General features: G+C 67.5%; 16 protein-coding genes. 6 read left to right on the forward strand and 10 right to left on the reverse strand.

The genetic code is table 11. The features are described from left to right. Positions 1–21: 21 nt before the first annotated feature. Positions 22–888, reverse strand: coding sequence for a S41 family peptidase (locus ABT313_RS03885; RefSeq protein WP_350848356.1), 867 nt, complete (start codon positions 886–888; stop codon positions 22–24). Between the two features lie 150 nt (positions 889–1,038). Here ABT313_RS03885 and ABT313_RS03890 point away from each other — a divergent pair, with 150 nt between their 5' ends. Beyond that, the gene (locus tag ABT313_RS03890) at positions 1,039–2,013 is read left to right on the forward strand and encodes an alpha/beta fold hydrolase (RefSeq protein ID WP_350848358.1); all 975 of its coding nucleotides are present in this window, start codon (positions 1,039–1,041) and stop codon (positions 2,011–2,013) included. A gap of 29 nt (positions 2,014–2,042) precedes the next feature. Here the strand turns inward: ABT313_RS03890 and ABT313_RS03895 are convergent, their stop codons facing one another. Continuing rightward, positions 2,043–2,561: an RNA polymerase sigma factor gene (locus ABT313_RS03895; protein ID WP_350848360.1), complete on the reverse strand. Its 519-nt coding sequence runs from the start codon at positions 2,559–2,561 to the stop codon at positions 2,043–2,045. 387 nt (positions 2,562–2,948) lie between these two features. Here ABT313_RS03895 and ABT313_RS03900 point away from each other — a divergent pair, with 387 nt between their 5' ends. Both ABT313_RS03900 and ABT313_RS03905 read left to right on the forward strand, forming a co-directional pair. Continuing rightward, positions 2,949–4,220, forward strand: coding sequence for a hypothetical protein (locus tag ABT313_RS03900; protein ID WP_350848362.1), 1,272 nt, complete (start codon positions 2,949–2,951; stop codon positions 4,218–4,220). Between the two features lie 201 nt (positions 4,221–4,421). Beyond that, positions 4,422–5,906: an alkaline phosphatase family protein gene (locus ABT313_RS03905; protein WP_350848364.1), complete on the forward strand. Its 1,485-nt coding sequence runs from the start codon at positions 4,422–4,424 to the stop codon at positions 5,904–5,906. A 65-nt stretch (positions 5,907–5,971) separates the two neighbouring features. On the opposite strand, the gene ABT313_RS03910 is transcribed toward ABT313_RS03905, so the two are convergent. Beyond that, positions 5,972–6,655 (reverse strand): Rieske (2Fe-2S) protein, encoded by a 684-nt coding sequence (locus tag ABT313_RS03910; protein WP_350849844.1) that lies wholly within the window; start codon positions 6,653–6,655, stop codon positions 5,972–5,974. A gap of 2 nt (positions 6,656–6,657) precedes the next feature. Next, positions 6,658–7,206 (reverse strand): RNA polymerase sigma factor, encoded by a 549-nt coding sequence (locus tag ABT313_RS03915; protein WP_350848366.1) that lies wholly within the window; start codon positions 7,204–7,206, stop codon positions 6,658–6,660. Positions 7,207–7,407: 201 nt separating this feature from the next. On the opposite strand from ABT313_RS03915, the gene ABT313_RS03920 reads away from it, so the two are divergent. Beyond that, positions 7,408–8,727, forward strand: coding sequence for a vanadium-dependent haloperoxidase (locus tag ABT313_RS03920; RefSeq protein ID WP_350848368.1), 1,320 nt, complete (start codon positions 7,408–7,410; stop codon positions 8,725–8,727). A gap of 42 nt (positions 8,728–8,769) precedes the next feature. Beyond that, positions 8,770–11,439, forward strand: coding sequence for an ATP-binding protein (locus tag ABT313_RS03925; protein ID WP_350848370.1), 2,670 nt, complete (start codon positions 8,770–8,772; stop codon positions 11,437–11,439). Here ABT313_RS03925 and ABT313_RS03930 read toward each other — a convergent pair. The 6 genes from ABT313_RS03930 to ABT313_RS03955 are packed head-to-tail and all read right to left on the reverse strand — an operon-like array spanning position 11,427 to position 15,985. Further along, complete coding sequence (locus tag ABT313_RS03930) at positions 11,427–11,972, reverse strand: hypothetical protein (protein WP_350848372.1); 546 nt, start codon at positions 11,970–11,972, stop codon at positions 11,427–11,429. The two genes, ABT313_RS03925 and ABT313_RS03930, sit on opposite strands and share 13 nt — an antisense overlap. 60 nt (positions 11,973–12,032) lie before the next feature. Further along, entirely contained in the window at positions 12,033–13,448 is a 1,416-nt protein-coding gene (locus ABT313_RS03935) for an FAD-dependent oxidoreductase (protein WP_350848374.1), read from the reverse strand. A gap of 9 nt (positions 13,449–13,457) precedes the next feature. Beyond that, positions 13,458–13,868, reverse strand: coding sequence for a hypothetical protein (locus tag ABT313_RS03940; protein WP_350848376.1), 411 nt, complete (start codon positions 13,866–13,868; stop codon positions 13,458–13,460). Further along, positions 13,865–14,812, reverse strand: a complete 948-nt coding sequence (locus ABT313_RS03945) for a metallophosphoesterase family protein (RefSeq protein ID WP_350848378.1) — start codon at positions 14,810–14,812, stop codon at positions 13,865–13,867. The genes ABT313_RS03940 and ABT313_RS03945 overlap by 4 nt, the downstream gene beginning before the upstream one ends. Beyond that, a complete protein-coding gene (locus ABT313_RS03950; protein WP_350848379.1) occupies positions 14,809–15,282 on the reverse strand; it encodes a plastocyanin/azurin family copper-binding protein in 474 nt (157 codons plus the stop codon). Before ABT313_RS03950 ends, ABT313_RS03945 begins: the two co-directional genes overlap by 4 nt. Positions 15,283–15,334: 52 nt before the next feature. Then, a complete protein-coding gene (locus ABT313_RS03955) occupies positions 15,335–15,985 on the reverse strand; it encodes an NUDIX hydrolase (protein WP_350848381.1) in 651 nt (216 codons plus the stop codon). 125 nt (positions 15,986–16,110) lie between these two features. Here ABT313_RS03955 and nadC point away from each other — a divergent pair, with 125 nt between their 5' ends. Beyond that, positions 16,111–16,965, forward strand: coding sequence for a carboxylating nicotinate-nucleotide diphosphorylase (gene nadC, locus ABT313_RS03960; protein WP_350848383.1), 855 nt, complete (start codon positions 16,111–16,113; stop codon positions 16,963–16,965). The last annotated feature ends 9 nt before the right edge of the window (positions 16,966–16,974 follow it).

Below are 16,974 nucleotides of genomic sequence, written 5' to 3' on the forward strand. Positions count from 1 at the left end.
GAGTCGACCGCGTTGGGGTCGTTAGCGCAGGGCGGCCACCGCGGTCTCGATCACTGTGTCGGGAGGGCTTATGACGTCGGGTATGACGCCGGTGCCCTCCCAGTTGGTGTTGGTGATGGTGTCGACGACGTACGCCTCGGGCAGTAATGCCAGGACCGTTGGGGCCAGCCGGATCGGGGTGATGTGATCGGCGGCGCCGGGTGTGGTCTCACCGACGACGACCACCCGGCCCCGTGACTGCAGGTGGTAGGCGAGGGCTTCGCCGGATGAGAACGTGCCTGGGCCGACGAGGACTGCGGCCGGCTGCCGCAGACTCGTGCCGGACGGCAGGTCGGGCGTCCACCACTGGCGCCGCCGGTCCGGATAGACGACTTCGGACAATTGCGTCGAGGTATCGCCGAGCAGCCTGCCGGCGATGTACGCCACCGTCGCCGGTTCACCGCCTCCGTTGGCGCGCAGGTCGATCAGGATCCGGGCCGAGCCCTGCGCGAGGGCGAACGCGGCGTCGAGATACGGCTGGGCGAGGCTCAGCGGGTCGAGGTCGTCAACGCTGATCAGGCAGGTGCCGTCCGGCTGCCGCCGTACCTGCGAAACGCCCGCGGCCCGAGCCCGGACCACGTTGGGGTCGGGATCCGGCCAACCCGGTGACACGGTGTCCGGGGGGTCGGTGCCGCCTGGCTCGAAGGTGAGCTCGATATGGCGGGAGACCGTCCACGCGCACCGTTCGATCGCCACGCAGTCGGCGCCGGTGACCGGAGTATCAACTGCCCCGAACCGTTCGGTGAGTACGTCGATAAGCGCATCGCGGCGGGCACCGGGTGGCATCAACCGCTGCAGCCAACCCGTCAGCCGCTCGACGAGGTCACGCACCACCAGGGCATCGGACATGATCGAACAGTAGAACAGCAGATCCGCGTCCAGCAGCCTCGACCGTTATGCCCGCAGCAGATCCGCCCACAGCGAATCGACAATGTAACCCGCCGGCCTACTTCATGCTGTGGCGCGCGCTTGGGTAGAGACCACCATGGACGGAGGCAGATGAGGCTGGACAGGCTTGAGGCGATCGAACTGGGCGGAGCTACCCAGTGGATCCGGGTGCGCTCTGAAGATGTCTCCAAGCCCACCCTCTTACTGATGCAGCAAGGTCCAGGGCTGCCCATGATCAACGAGGTTCGCAATTACGAGCGTCTTCTCGGGCTCGAACGGCACTTCACCGTCGTCTACTGGGACCAGCGCGGCACGGGCCTGTCGGCACTGCCGCTGCGCAAGCTGCCGAACCGATTCGAGATCAGCAGTCAGCGAATGATCGACGACACAGCTTCATTGCTGGACCTGCTCTATCACCGGTTCGGCCGAAAGACATTCATCGCCGGGTTCTCCTTCGGCGCGACCTTCGCCGTACGCGCTGCCGTCGAACACCCGGAACTGATTGCCGCCATCGTGGCAGCAGGAATGGACGTCAATGTTCCTGCCGCCGAGAGACATATGCAGGATTTCTTGCTCACCGCTGCACACGAACGCAACAGTCGACGGGCTGTGCGGCAACTGGCAAGGATGGACCCACCTCCGGTCCTGAAGGTGCGTCAGTTCACGACCAGGGCCAGATGGATGGCGAACTTCGGCGGCGTGACAATCAACCAGAACTTCAATGATCTGACTCGCGTACTCCTGACCAGTCTGGTTCGCTCCGCCGACTACTCAGCCGCTGACGTTATCCGCGCCGTCCGCGGGATCAGCGCGGCACAGGCGGCATTGCTCCCGGAACTTGCCACCACAGATCTAGCTCAGTCCGCCGCTCACCTCGAGGTCCCGATCGTCCTGGCCCAAGGCCGCCACGACCAGCTTGCGCCTGGCGAGTTTGCACAGCGCTACTACGACTCGCTGACCTCACCGAGCAAACGATTAGTGTGGTTCGAGAATTCAGCACACACACCGCAGTACGACGAACCAGACAAATTCCGGAACCTGCTCCTGGACGTCAGCAACAACCGATTCACCGAAGAACAACCCTGATCAGACTCGTCGTCACCGACGCCGCCTCGTCAGGTCTCGATCTGCTCTGCTACTTCCGCGGCCCGAAGCAGCGCCCGGTGCTGCAGCACCTTCGCGTTGCCCACCGTCACTCCGAGCTCCTTCGCAACTTCCTTCAACGAACAGCTCGCGATGAACCTGAGTTGCAGAATGCGTCGGTACCGTTCGGGCAGCTCCGCGAGTATCCGCTCGGCGCGAGCAACCGCGCCGCCGCCGGCGTCGTCGTGCAGCGGTTCTGCCTGCGCCCAGTCATCGTCCAGCCTGGTGAGCGGGTGGCCCAGTGTGCGGCGCCAGTACCCGGCGAGCACGGAGCGCGCGGTTGCCAGGAGGTAAGACCGGACCTCACCCACGCTCGCGGACAACTGCAACGGACGCAGCGCCGCGACGAAGACCTCGGCGGTCAGATCTTCCGCGTCCGGCCGGTTTCCGACCTTCGCGAACATCGTCCGGTAGACCCGATCCACGTTGTCGTTGTAGACAGCCTCCCAGTCGGGATAGCTGTGTGCGGACCACGCCGAGGGAGCTGGCATGAGTCCTTCCTGTGGGTAAGAGGACGCGTACGCTGCTGCCGGCGTTCCATCGCGTTCCAGGTCACGGGCACGTTGTTCAAGAGGCCGGCCATGTAACCGCGCGGCATATCTCTAGGTGCCGGCGCGGCGAGCGAGAACCGGCATCCGCCGGATCAGTCACTCCGCCCGGATCATTGAACAACTGGAGCAGAATTGCGCAGACAGAAAACCGCCCGGTCCGTTGCTGCCTTGGCGGTCGCAGCCTTGAGCGTCACCGTCGTGGGAACGATCGGCGTGCAGACCGCCCAAGCAGCGGCCACGCCCGAGGGCTTCATCGTCGACTTCCAGAACTCCGCTCACCGCTTGGTGCACGTATCTCCCGGCCTGGTCGACGCGTCGCCGTCGTTCATGGATCCGCAGAGCAGCCCGGCAGTCGTTGCGCTTGCCGACGGCAACTATGAGGAGAGTTTCCAAGCCTCGGACCACAGCCTGTGGATCGCCAATTCCGCCACTGGCGGACAACAGTTCCGGCAGAATTGCAGCCCTAATCCCGTGCCGGAGATGCCGGGTACCGGGACCGGCATCGCCGTCGACGCCCACGGGCAGGTGCGCGTCGAGTGGGCGGAGTCGGGCCAGGAGTCGGGGGCCAATCTCACCCTCGGCGTGAAACCACAGTGTGGCTTCACCGAGGGGGCAATCCTTCCGGGGACAACCCCGTCCGTGGCCGCCCTCAACATCGGGTCGGGAGGATTCGTCTCGACCTGGGTCGGCACCGACCACCTCATCCATGTGAAGGAGCCCGGCAGGGCGGCATTCGCGATCCAGAATCCCGCTGTCGCGCCGGGGACCAGCCCGTCGATCGCCACCGACATCATCAGCAATGCCCTGTCCAGCTGGAAGCTTGCCTTCCAGGACAGCACCGGTCACCTGGACACCTTCGATTCCAACGGCAACTTCGACGTAACTCCATCGATACTGGCACCGAACACCAGCCCGTCCGTCTCGCACGCACTGGGATCGCCCCGCTTCGAGATGGCCTTCGTGGCCTCCGACAACTCGGTGTGGGTAGATATCAACGGAGGCGGCCACCCGATCGGCGCCGGCCTGAACGCAGCACCTGGCAGCAGCCCCGCCATCGCACAGGACCGTGACGGCAGCAACGGCTGGGAGATCGCCTTCCAACGCAGCAGCGACCACCACCTGATAACCGTCGACTCACTCGGGAACAGGCTCGACTCCGGCCAGGTGATGGAGGACAACACCAACCCCGCGATCGCGGCCCTGAAGCCGGTCGCTATCCCGCCACACACCGGTCCTGGCGAATGGAAATTCGACCAGCAGCCGGCCGACAACGGATTCATGGCCTATGCGGGCAGCTTCCCGGCGCCGTTCATGGCCCTCGGCACCGGACACATCATCCAGCTGACCTATCCCGTGGTCGGAACACCCGACTCCACGCTGCTGTTCGTCAAGGCGGGGCACACGACGGCCGAGTGTGGCGATCCCGGCGCTGTGGTCGCGCTACGAGAAGGAGTCGGATCGCTCACCGCTCCCCAGCTTGCGGCAATCTTCGGCACCACCCAGCCAACCTTCTTCCCTGGAGTTCCGCTCTTCGAACGCCTGTGTTACGTCGGACCGAACCCGCCCGCACAGGTCGCCGTCGGCGTGACGCTGGGATGACAGCACACCGCTGAACGAAGCCTTCCGTCCGTACGCCGTCAGACCGGTCTGATCCACCGGGCCGGTCTGACGGTATTCGTTGCCCTTGGCATCTTTTTCTGTTGGGGGGGCCCGCGATCGGACTTCGTTGGTTGCTGTTCGTTCGTCAAGTTGTCATCGAGCTATCAGCGGCAATCCAGCTCGGGAGCCGACGATCCCGGTATGAACGATTCCCCTCACTCTCCGACCGGTATGAGCCGCCGGCGGCTGCTCGGTACCGGCGCTGCTGCCGCCGGTCTGGCCGCGACCTCACTCGCTCTGCCACCGAACGTCCGTACCGCGCTCGCCGCGCCGCCGCCCAAACACGGCGGGCTGAAGGACATCAAGCATGTCGTCATGCTGATGCAGGAGAACCGCAGCTTCGACCACTACTACGGCACTCTGTCCGGCGTCCGCGGGTTCAACGATCCGCACGCCGCCCGGCTGCCCAACGGCCGCACCGTGTTCTACCAGCCGGACCCGTCGAACCCGGACGGCTACCTCCTGCCGTACCGCCTCAACACCAAGATCACTGCCGCCCAGGCCATCCCCTCGATGAGCCACGAGTGGACCGTCCAGCACGAAGCTCTGAACGGCGGCAAGAACGACAACTGGGTGCCGGCGCACATGGCCTCCGACGGCGCGACCGACGGCCAGTACACGATGGGGTACTTCACCCGCGACGACATCCCGTTCCAGTTCGCCCTCGCCGAGGCGTTCACGATCCTCGACGGCTACCACTGCTCGGTGCTCGGCCCGACGGCCCCGAACCGGCACATGTGGATGTCGGGCACCATCGACCCCGACGGACTGGCCGGCGGACCCTCGCTGACCACCGGCGGCCCCGCCAACCAGTTCAGCTGGAAGACCTACCCCGAGCGGCTGCAGGAGGCCGGCGTCAGCTGGAAGGTCTACCGCCAGCCCGGCGGCCAGACCGGCGCCGCGTCGATCACCAAGTGGAAGCAGTTCGGCTCGGCCCAGCCCGGCGACCCGCTCTACGACAACGGCATGGTCACCCAGCCGATGGGCCAGTTCGAGTACGACGCGATGAACGACCAGCTCCCCACCGTCAGCTGGATCCTGCCACCGTCCGGCTTCGACGAGCACCCCGCGGCACTCCCCGCCGCCGGGGCGACGTTCGTGGCCGGCAAGATCGACGCCATCGCCGCGAACCCGGAGGTATGGGCGAAGACCGTCTTCATCCTGTCGTACGACGAGAACGACGGCATGTTCGACCACGTCGTACCCCCGACCCCCAGGCCCGGCACCCCGGGTGAGTTCGTGTTCAAGACCTCCAACACCGGCGTCGACGGCGCGGGACTGCCTGTCGGCCTCGGCTTCCGGGTCCCGTGCATCATCGTCTCGCCGTGGACCACCGGCGGCTACGTCTTCTCCGAGGTCTCCGACCACACCTCACAGCTGCGGTTCCTGGAACGCATCACCGGCGTCAAGGAGACCAACATCAGCGACTGGCGACGCAAGACGGTCGGCGACCTGACCGGAGCCTTCCGGTTCGCGGACACGAAGCACGCCCCGACGCTTCCCGACACCACCGGCCAGTACAACCTCGCGCAGTACCAGGCCGCCCAGCTACCGGCACCCAGCATCCCGGGCGGCCACCAGACCTTCCCCCACCAGGAACCCGGCCACCGCCCACACGCCGGCTGACCCGAGGACGCTGCAGGTGGCCGCGAGGTCGCGGCCACCTGCAGCGATGTCGTCGGACTGAGTGGCTAGGCCTGGCGGGGTGGGACGAAGACCTGGACCACTCCGTCGGATTCGCGCACATTCAGCTTGGGCAGGGGTGGCAGGGCGATCGGCAGCCGATGATGCAGTACTGCGCCGTCGACGGCGAACGCGGCACTGTGACAGGGACAGTTCAATTGCCGCGCCGGCCCGTCGAGAGCAAGTTTGCAACCCAGGTGAGTACACACACCGGACACGGCCGTCAGCCGGTCACCCGTCCGGTGCACGAAGCCGACGATGCTTCCGACGTCGAAGGGCCGCACAGCGCCGTCCGGGAGATCCTTGAGCGCGACGATCCCGCGCCACTCCCCGTTGTCCGGCGTGATCGTCTGCTCGGAGGGCTCCGCGGTCACCGCTCCGCCGGAGCCGCTGAGGGCCATCTCGGCACCGACGCCGACCGCAGCCGACGCCGCCGAGGCAGCGGCGATCGACAGCACGAACCGGCGACGGCTGCTGCCGTGCGGTTCCGGTACCGGCGGCGCCTGGTCCAGCTCCGTCCGCAAACGTTCACGCAAGGAATCCACGAACGCGTCACTCGGGCCCGTGTCAGGACCGGCAGCACGCAGGGCGATCGCGGTCCGGATCTGGGATTCGTCGGCTTCATCGGCCGCGAAGGGTTTCGTCCGGCGCCGACTCAACAGGTCGTCGACGAATCGACGTACTCCTCGCATCCTCACCCCTCCATTCTGTCGGCCACAGCCGCGGCCTGGCGAAGTGCGCGGTGCTGAAGCACCTTGGCGTTGCCTACGCTCACTCCCAGTTCGATCGCGGCCTCCTTCAACGAACAGGCACCGATGAAGCGCAACTGCAGGATGCGCCGGTATCGCTCCGGAAGCTCCGCCAGGATCGCCTCCGCCCGGGCGATCGCGCCGGTGCGGTCGGTGTCGTCGGCGTCGTCGTCGGCGCCGGTCACCGGTTCGGTCGAGGCCCGGTCCTCCTCGAGCACGGTGATCTCGCGGCCCATCGTTCGCCGCCAGTACCCCGCGAGCACGGTTCGCGCGGTGGCGAACAGATACGCCCGGACCTCGCCGACGCTCGCCGACAGTTGCAAGGGCCGCAACGCCGTCGCGAAGACCTCGGCGGTGAGATCCTCGGCGTCCGGCCGATTCCCGACCTTGGCGAACATCATCCGGTAGACCCGGTCCACGTTGTCGTTGTAGACAGCCTCCCAGTCGGGATAGCTGTCCTCGCTCACCACGTGCAGACGAGTCGGAGCGGGCACGGTACCCGCGTCCGCGCCTGACTCAGCCTCGGGTTTCCGACGCCCCCACGATCGTTGTCCCGCCACCCGTCACCATCCACTTCGAAAGTCAGGACCGACACAACCCCACACCTGTAATAGGCGTGGGGGTTACACGGGCCCGCACCCGTAACCCGCATACCTATCCCTTGGTGTCCATCGAATCGTCTCTGTGGAGTCAACGTGACATCTCCAGTCTCACGTCGCGGCCTGCTGCTCGCCGGTGGTACGACCGCGGCGGCCGTGGCCGTCGGAGCAACAGACACCAGTTTCGCCGCTGCCCGTACCGCTGCCCGCGTCCCGTCCCTCGAACTGACCAGGCAAGCCCGTACGGGTGCCGATGTCGTGATCGCGTGGAACCAGACACTGCTCCGGATCGTCCGCACAGCCGGCCTGCAGCCGCCTACGGTCCACCCGACCCGGAGCTTCGCGCTCCTGCACGCCGCGATCCACAACGCGGTGGTCGCCAGTACCGGGGAGGGTACGCCGTACCTCTTTGCCGTGCACGCCCGGCCGGGGGCCTCGCCGATCGCCGCGGCAGCCCAAGCAGGGCACGACATTCTCGTCGCGTTGTATCCCGCGCAGACCGCGGACCTGGGCCGTCAACTCGCGGGCCAACTGAGCGTTGTCGGCCAGGGCCACGCGCGAGAGACAGGGATCGACGCGGGGCGCCTGACCGCTCGTCTCCTCCTCGACCTACGCGCCAACGACGGCTCGTCGGTCGTCCCGCCGCCGCTGCCGGCCGGCACCGAGCCCGGACAGTACCGGCCGACACCACCGGCCGAGGCTCCGGCCGTGTTCACCCACTGGTCGGGGGTGACGCCGTTCCTGATCAAGCGCGCCGACCGGTTCCGGCCGCAGAACTATCCCGGCCTCGACACCCGCCGGTACGCCGCGGCGATCAACGAAGTCCGGCGACTGGGGCAGAACAACAGCACCGGCCGTAAGCCCGATCAGACCGAGCAGGCAAACTTCTGGGCGGCACCGATCTGGAACTACTGGAACGAGATCACCCAGACCGCCGTCCGGGCCGAAGGCAACGATCTGCTCCGTGCCGCTCGCATCTTCGCGCACCTCAACCTCGCGGTGGCCGACGCGGTGATCGCGTTCTACGACGCCAAGTATCACTTCCGGATCTGGCGGCCGATCACCGCGATCCGGCTCGCAGATGCCGATGGCAACCATTCCACGACGGCGGATCCCGATTGGACCCCGCTGGCCACCACACCGGCCGACCCCTCCTACCCAGGAGCGCACAGCGTGGTCTCCCAGACCGCGGCGACCCTGCTGGGCCGGGAGTTCGATCCACGCTTGCAGCTCGCGGTCAGCTCCGAACTGCTTCCCGGCGTCACGCGGAGGTTCCGCTCCCTGCAGGCCATCGCCGACGAAGCCGGACTCAGCCGCCTCTATGCCGGAATCCATACCAGGCTCGACCACTACGCCGGTCAGGAGCTAGGTCACAGCCTCGCCAAGTCCGTCCGGGAGGCCGTCGTAGCCCCGTAGCTATCATTCAAGTGACCTCTGGACTGTGCGAGACGGGCAGACATGCACGCTGATCACGAAGGCAGCACTGAGCGTGGCAGTCGATCCGGCCTGACATCGAGCGGTCACCTTCTTGAACGGGATGCAGCCCTCGCCGGCCTGCACGAGTACGCGGTCGACGCCGGGAACGGCACCGGCCGGCTCGTGCTGGTCTCCGGCGAGGCCGGTGTCGGCAAGACCTCGCTGCTGGAGCAGTTCGAAGCCCAATTGCCGGACGCGGACTGGTACTGGTCCGGGTGCGACGGTCTCTTCACTCCGCGTCCGCTCGGTCCGCTCTTCGATCTCGCGGATCAGTTGGGCGGTGACCTGGCACGGCTCTGCCGCAACGGGGCGCCGCGCGAGCAGTTGTTCCGCGCGCTTCATCAGCAGACATCGGCTGCGACGAAGCTGCACGTCGTCGTGATCGAGGACATTCACTGGGCGGACGAGGCGAGCCTCGACCTGGTTCGGTTCCTCGGCCGCCGGATGAAGGGGGCGTCCCTGCTGTTGCTGACGACCTACCGCGACGACGCGTTGGCGCTCGACCATCCGCTCCGGATGGTGCTCGGCGATGTCGGTCCGGTCGCAGCGACCCGGCGCATCGGGGTGGCCCGGCTCTCCCGCCAGGCGGTCGGTGTGCTGGCAGCGACCAGCGCGGTCGACGCCGACGAGCTGTACGAACTGACCGGTGGCAATCCGTTCTTTGTCACCGAGGTCCTGCAGGACGGACTCGCCGACCACGTCCCCGAGTCGGCGCGGGACGTCGTACTCGCCCGCGCCGCGCGGCTTCACCGCGACACGTCCGCGGTGTTGGAGGTCGCGGCGCTGACGGGCAGCCGGATCGACGTCGGGCTGCTGGAGGGTGTCCGCCCGCAGCGGCGATCGGCTGTCGACGAGCTGATCGCGGGCGGATTGCTGGTGGACGACAACGGCGGACTGCGGTTCCGCCACGAGATCGCGCGCCTGGCCATCGCCCAAGCCATCCCGGTGCACCGTCAGCGTCTGATCCACCAGTCATGTCTGGCACAGCTGGAGAGCACAGGTTGTGACGATGACGCCAGATTGGCCTTTCACGCCGAGGAAGCGAACGACAGTACTGCGGTCCTGCGCTACGCGCCCGCGGCTGCCTATCGGGCAGCTGGATTGAACTCTCATCGGGAAGCGGCAGCGCAGTTCGAGCGCGCCCTCCGGCATGCCACCGATCGGGACCCGTCGCTGCCGGCCCTGTACGACGCGTATGCGGACGAGGCGTCGCTGCTGGATCGTTGGCAGGACGCCGAAGAAGCAGCTGAGCGAGCACTGGAGCTCTGGCAACGGCAGGGAAACACGCTGCGGGTCAGTGATGCCTGGGGACGGCTGGCATGGATCAGAACACACACGTGCCACGGACGCGACGCGATCGCCGCGGCGGAGTCCGCCGTCATGACGTTGATGCCGCTCGGGCGGACCGTCGAGCTCGCCAGAGCTCGTGCGACGCTCGCGCACCAGAGCCTGCTCCACGGCCTGCACGATTCGGCCATGGACCAGGCTCGGATCGCCGGCCGACTCGCGCGGTCGTTGCACGCGAGCGATGTCCTCTGTGCTGCCGGAATCACCTTTGCCACCAGCGCCGCGACCAAAGGGCTGGACTGGCAGCCTCGGATGCTCGAGGCACTCGACCTCGCGGTTGCACACGGCCACCACGGTCCGGCCGGCCGGGCCTATGTGAACCTGTGCGCCCTGCTCGGCGACCGAAGGAACTTCGACGACGCCGAGAGGTATCTCGCACAGGGACTGGTTTACTGTGCCGACCACGACCTGACCGCGTACGTCACCAGCCTCGAGTCTGAGCAGCTGCTGCTCCTCGAACGCCGGGGGCGATGGGATGACGCGATGGCGTTGGCGGCGAGGCTCCTCGGGGAGATCAATTCGCCGGCGAACCGGCTGTGGGTCCTCGTCCGGCTCGGCGTGCTGAGCGCGCGGCGCGGTACGAGCGATGCCTGGCGCTACCTCGATGAAGCGATCACGACGGCGGAACGGTCCACTGAGGCGTACCTGGTCGTCGCGGCCAGGCTTGCCCGTGCCGAAGCACGGTGGCTCGCCGGGGACGAGCAGGAGGCACGGCTCGAAGCGGAGTACGCCGACAGTGCGCTGGTCACCGGCGATGCATGGCAGCGTGGCGAAATCGCGGCCTGGCTGCGCCGCACCGGGTCATCACGGCCGCCGCGCGGCGAACTCGCCGAGCCCTACCGGCGGCTGTTCGCCGGAAACATCGCCGGGGCCGCACAACTCTGGCAGGACCTGTCGAGTCCGTACGACGCCGCGCTCGCCCTCGCCGACGGGACCGAGGAGACAGACCTGCGGCACGCGTTGTCGATCCTCCACCGGCTGGGTGCCACTCCCGCGAGCCGCGTGGTGCAAGCCCGCCTGCGAGCGCTCGGCGTACGGTCGGTTCCGGCCGGACCGCAAGCGACGACGCGAGCGCATCCGCTCGGGCTCACCCGGCGCGAGCGCGAGATCCTCGGCCTGATCCGCGAGGACCGGACGAATGCCGAGATCGCCGCCCGGCTCGTGATCTCGGAGCGAACGGTTCACCATCACGTCTCCTCGATCCTCGCCAAGCTCGGTGTGACCAGCCGGACTCGCGCAGCCGAGAAAGCCAACGCGATCCTCGACGACGAGGATCGCGCGTCGCGGCGCCGTCAGGCGGGCTGATAGACACAGTGCAGGCCGGTGTGGACGCTCTCGCGCAAATGTGTGCCGATCGCCGGCGCGATCAGCTCGACGCGAGAAATCGCCCGCCGGACAGCCTTGCCGACCGCGACACGCGCACGCTCCGGATTGTCGGTGAAATTCCGTACGCGGCCGCTCAGACCCGATGCGGTGGCAAGTTCGCGCAGCAGCCAGTCGATCTCGGGCTGGACCGCGGCAGCCCGGCCCTGGTCGCCCAACGCGTCGAGCCGCCCGGCCTCGGCGCGTAGTTCGTCGAGCTTGCGCCGGTAGCTGCCGACGGCCTCATGATCCAGGACGACCTGGGCCGACTGGGTGTGGCGACGAGAGGACATCCCGAGGGCGTTGACGCCACCGGCGAGCTCGATGGAAGGAATCTCCCGCAGCGGGTTCGCCAGCAGCACCGCCACATGGAGCATGCCGACCAAGTGGCCGACCACTACCGACTCCCCCGAATACGTCACTTTCCATCCCCGACCGTGCCGGATGCACTCGGCCAACTGATCGGCGGCGATCACATGTCCTTGCACACGTCGAAGCTACCGACGGTACGACGAGTCGCGGATCGGCATCGATGCCTAGATTCGGCCGGCCTGATGCCTAATTCCCACGGTGTCCCCTTCCCGGTCCGATCCGTTCCCTCGGGTACGCCGGCCTGGGCCGAGGACCCGGGTCGCGATGGCCGGGCGCAGCAGCGCCGTGGGCGGGTCCAGCAGGTTCGTGACCCGGCTGAACGCCATCGAAACCACCTCGTCGTGCGCCGCCGCGGCGTACAACCGGTCGAGATAGCGGTTCACCAGCCGGGAACGGACATCGCGCGGCCCGTCCACGCCCGGCAACGTGGCGTCACCGCCGGTCGCGATCTGCCACGGAATGTCGATCACCGGACGGACGTCCCGGAAGAACCGCAACGCATCGAACCCGTCTGCACCGCCGCGGGCAACAGCGTCGCCGAGACGGAGCGCCTCCACTCCCGCGACCGACATGCCCTGCCCGTACATCGGATTGAAGGAGCACAGCGCGTCACCCACCACCGCGAAACCCTTCGGGAACCGCCGCGCCTCGTCGTAGCGATGCCGGACGCTGGCCGGGAAGCGGAACTTCACCGCGTCGTCGAGCGGTGCCGACCTCTCGACGATGTCGGCGACGTACGGCAGCGGCAACCGGCGCGCGTAGGCCCGGTACCCGGCGTCGTCGAGCGGCGCATGATCACCGAGGATCCCGTACAGCGTGATGACCGCACGGCCGCTCTCTTGCAGCATGACCGCCCCGCCGCGAGGCGCCGCCGCGCTCGGCCCGATGATGATCGCGATATCGCCGTCGAGCAACGCCGGATCGACGTCGTAGTGCCGCGACACATACGCGAGGTCGACGTGCAACTGCTCCTCCCGGGGACGCTCGTAGCCGAGGTCGGCCAGCCACCGCGGGGCCCGCGACCCACGTCCGGTGGCATCGACAACGAGGTCGGCAGGGACGGCTTCCAATCTCGAGGCGCCGCGCTCCTGCACGAACACTCCGGTCACGCGGGTCGCGTCGGCGTCGGTGTCGACACCGACGATGTCCACACCGCACCGCACCTCGACGCCCGGCAGCGCGAACACCTTCGACCGCAGATAGCTCTCGAGGTACGGGCGACTGAACGACAGCGCGGTCATCCCGATCGCCACCTGCCGCAGCCGGAATCCGTTCGTGCAGAACCGAACGTTGCCCAGTACGTCGCCACTCGGCACTCCGGCCGCGACCAGCTCGTCGGTCGCCCCTGGGAACAACTCTTCAACGACATTCAGCCCGGCCGCGAGCAATCCGTGCGCGTGCCGGCCCTGAGGCACACCACGTCGTACCTCTCGCTCCCGCGGATCAGCGACCGGATCCCCGGCCCACTCTCCGCTCAGCTCGTCACGCTCCAGCACAACCACTCGCTCGAAGTGCTGACTGAGCACCCGCGCCGCCAGCAACCCGGCGACACTGCCTCCGAGAACCACTGCTTGAGACATCTTCATGCGCTACTCGCCGCCCTTGGCAACGAGCCGCACCCGGAGCTCCGCGAACTGCTTGCCGAACGGAACCAGGAGCAGGACCAGTGCGACGACCCAGGCCAGGACGCTGAGCAGCGCCTGGGGCGCAGGCTGCCAACCCCGCTCGGTGAAGCCGAACAGACCCACCGTCCGGGATCCGACGAAACCGCCGAGCCCGCTGAGACACAGGCCGACCGCGACGATGCGAAGGACTGTCGCGTTCCGGACCAGCAGGAGCGCCGCGACCGCGAACGAGGCGGCCGCGTCCCATCGGAAGGACGTCCCGATGTACGGGATCGCGTGATAGCTGCGCACGTACAACTGCGCGTGAATGTAACCGGCGACCGCCAGGCAGAGGGCAACAGGCAGCGCCGCCAGGGTGGGACGAAGGGTTCTCATGCCAGTTTCACATCCTTGATCGCGAGCCGGTCGTTGCCTTCGACGTACCGGACCTCGCGGATGCCCAGCGCATCCTTCAGCTTTCCGGCCGGCAGCGTGACGGGGGTCGGCGCGGGCCGCTCGCCCGGTCGCGGCAGCGGGTACGCCGTGGTGGTCGCGCTGTGGAAGGTGATGTTGCCTTCGGTCTTGGTGAACAGCTGGTGGATGTGACCGTTCAGGCAGGTCACCGACGAGAATCGCTTCAGATAGCTCAGCGCCTGGGTGGCGTCGTCGGTTCCCCAACCCCACTTGGGATACAGCGCGAACAGGGGGATATGGCTGAAGACCACGATGGGGGTGTCCGCGGACAGATTCGCCGTGTCCTTCCGGACGAACTCGACCTGGTCCTTCCCGAGATGCCCGAGGCTCTCCAGACTCAGGGTGTTCACGAGCGAGATGAAGTGCACACCGCGCAGGTCGAAGCTGTACCACCCGTCCCCGACGGTCCCCTTGCCGAACGCCTTGCGGTACTTCTGACCGTGGTCGTCGATGGAGTCGTGCTCACCCGGCACGGTGAAGACGTGGCCCGTGTTCAGACCACCCATCATCTGCTTGACCTGGTCGAACTGCGCGGGCGTCGACAAGTGCGTCAGATCACCGGTGTGGACGACGAAATCGGACCGGTACGGCAGCGCGTTGATCTGCTGGATCGCATCCGCGAAAGACTGTTCGACGGCGGCGTTCGCGGTGCCTTTGAACCCGAGATGACTGTCGCTGATCTGGACGAACCGCACCGCGTTCGGGTCGTTCTGCAGCGCCGCCGGCTGTTGGTCCGGACGCGCGATCTGACTGATCACCTCGCCCCCGGTCACCGTCAGCACCACCGCCGCGCCGAACCAGGCGGTATGACGCATCAACTGACGGCGCGTCATTCCTTCGGGGCTGTGATCGTCCTCGACGCTCATGCCGTGACCACCACCGTTCCGGTCATGAACGGGTGGATCGTGCACAGGTAGTCGAACGTGCCGGCCTTCGTGAACGTGAACTGGAACTTGTCGCCCTTCTGCAACGTGCTCGACTTCAGCGGGCCGCTACCGTTCTGGCTGGTCACGGTGTGCGGATCCTGGTCGTCGTTGGTCCACGTCACCGTCGTGCCCACCTTGACGGTGACACTCTGCGGCCCGAACGCGAACTCCTTGATGTCCACCGTGTTGGTGCTGACGGCGGGACCTGCCGGGGCAGCCGGCGACATCGACATACCAGGCATCTCCGACTCGGACGGAGATGGCTGGGAGGAAGCCACGGCCGCGGGGCTGTCGGCCGACTGAGCCTGGCTCTGGCCATCGGCCCCGCCGCCGCACGCGGCGACGACTGTCAGGCAGCCGACCGCCGCGAGCGCCGTGACGAAGCGTCGTACTTCACGGAGATTTCTCATGCCCATCGATAGGCACCCGGGTTACGCGCACCCGGCGTGGGACGACTAATGGTCAGCGGGGTGGGCGGAGTACTGCGAAGGGGTCGGTGACGGTCAGTTCGCGGGCGGCGAATTTGTAGACGGTGGCGGGGCGGCCGCCGCTCTGGCCGGGGCTGGAGCGGCGGGGGGTGGGGGCGATGACGTGGCGGCGGGTGAGAACGCGGGTGAGGTTGGTGGCGCCGAGCTCGTAGCCGAGGGCGGCGCCGAAGAGGTCGCGTAGTTCGGCGATCGTGAACTCGTGGGGAGCGAGCGCGAAGCCGATGTTCGTGTACGACAGCTTGGCCCGCAGCCGGCTGACCGCCGCCTCGATGAAGAAGTGGTGGTCGAACGCGGTCTGAGGCAGGTCGTCGACCGGATGCCAGACCGTGTCGGACGGAAGCACCGGCTGTACGTCGGACGGCACCAGGCCGAGGTACGCCGTGGCCAGGACGCGGGCCCGCGGATCGCGGTCGATCGCGCTGTGGGTGGCCAGCTGCTCGAGGTGGGCGACGTCGCGGACGTCGACCTTCGTCGCGAGGTGCCTGGTGATGGCCTCCCGGAGCCGCTGGGTGGGCTCGACCCCGCCCCCGGGGAGCGCCCAACGGCCGCGGTGCGGGTTCTGGGCGCGCTTCCACAGCAGGACGCACAACCGGCCGTCCCGGACCGACATGACCACCGACAGCACTTCGTGGGGGTAACTGGGGAAGTTAACCGGATCACCTTTCTTGGCTGCGGGCACGACGCCGATGGTAGCGTGCCAGTTAGTTATCGCCTCTGAAGCGAAAACACCACGGAAGGTCGGAGCAAGAGATGCAACTGACAACGGAGACGGTCCGGACCGCGGTGGCGGCCGCGTTGGCCGAGGACCAGGCGGTGGACGACGTCACCACGCGATGGAGCGTCCCGGCCGAGCTGCAGGTCGAGGCGACGATGATCGCCAAGCAGGCGGGTCGCGTGGCCGGGCTGCCGCTCGTCGAGGGCGTGTTCGCCGCGATCGATCCCGCGGTAACGGTGAAACCGGCCGTCGCCGACGGCGATCCGGTCAGCCCCGGACAGCTGATCGCCTCGATCAGCGGTACGGCGCGCTCGATCATCACCGGCGAGCGGGTGGCGCTCAACTTCCTGCAGCGGATGTCCGGCATCGCAACCCTCACGGCGGCCTTCGTCGCCGCGATCGGAGCGCACCCGGTCCGGCTCCTCGACACCCGCAAGACCGCGCCCGGCCTCCGGGCCACTGACAAGTACGCCGTCAGCTGCGGCGGCGGCACGAACCACCGGCTCGACCTGGCCGCGATGGTGCTGCTCAAGGAGAACCACCTGGCCGCGGCCGGCGGCGTCCTCCCCGCCGTACGCCGGGTCCGCGACGGCATGACCGCGGAAGGCCGCGGGATGGCGATCGAGGTCGAAGTCACCACCGCCGAGGAAGCCCGGCAGGCGCTCGACTGCCAGGTCGAATGGATCCTGCTGGACAACATGTCGCCCGACGAGATGGCTCAGATCATCGAGTGGCGCGACAGCTCCGGGTCCAAGTCCCGGCTCGAGGCTTCCGGCAACATCACGCTCGACACCGTCGCCCACGTCGCCGCCATCGGCGTCGACGCGATGTCGGTCGGCGCCCTGACCCACTCCCCTACCGCACTCGACATCAGCCTGCTGGTCGCATAACCATCCCCA

It is taken from the genome of Kribbella sp. NPDC000426, from assembly GCF_040300265.1.
Lineage (GTDB): Bacteria > Actinomycetota > Actinomycetes > Propionibacteriales > Kribbellaceae > Kribbella.

Excerpts from the sequence above, each read along its gene's own strand:
- ABT313_RS03885 (WP_350848356.1), bottom strand. The coding sequence starts at position 888 with ATGTCCGATGCCCTGGTGGTGCGTGACCTCGTCGAGCGGCTGACGGGT.
- ABT313_RS03890 (WP_350848358.1), top strand. The coding sequence starts at position 1,039 with ATGAGGCTGGACAGGCTTGAGGCGATCGAACTGGGCGGAGCTACCCAG.
- ABT313_RS03895 (WP_350848360.1), bottom strand. The coding sequence starts at position 2,561 with ATGCCAGCTCCCTCGGCGTGGTCCGCACACAGCTATCCCGACTGGGAG.
- ABT313_RS03900 (WP_350848362.1), top strand. The coding sequence starts at position 2,949 with ATGGATCCGCAGAGCAGCCCGGCAGTCGTTGCGCTTGCCGACGGCAAC.
- ABT313_RS03905 (WP_350848364.1), top strand. The coding sequence starts at position 4,422 with ATGAACGATTCCCCTCACTCTCCGACCGGTATGAGCCGCCGGCGGCTG.
- ABT313_RS03910 (WP_350849844.1), bottom strand. The coding sequence starts at position 6,655 with ATGCGAGGAGTACGTCGATTCGTCGACGACCTGTTGAGTCGGCGCCGG.
- ABT313_RS03925 (WP_350848370.1), top strand. The coding sequence starts at position 8,770 with ATGCACGCTGATCACGAAGGCAGCACTGAGCGTGGCAGTCGATCCGGC.
- ABT313_RS03935 (WP_350848374.1), bottom strand. The coding sequence starts at position 13,448 with ATGTCTCAAGCAGTGGTTCTCGGAGGCAGTGTCGCCGGGTTGCTGGCG.
- ABT313_RS03940 (WP_350848376.1), bottom strand. The coding sequence starts at position 13,868 with ATGAGAACCCTTCGTCCCACCCTGGCGGCGCTGCCTGTTGCCCTCTGC.
- ABT313_RS03945 (WP_350848378.1), bottom strand. The coding sequence starts at position 14,812 with ATGAGCGTCGAGGACGATCACAGCCCCGAAGGAATGACGCGCCGTCAG.
- ABT313_RS03950 (WP_350848379.1), bottom strand. The coding sequence starts at position 15,282 with ATGAGAAATCTCCGTGAAGTACGACGCTTCGTCACGGCGCTCGCGGCG.
- nadC (WP_350848383.1), top strand. The coding sequence starts at position 16,111 with ATGCAACTGACAACGGAGACGGTCCGGACCGCGGTGGCGGCCGCGTTG.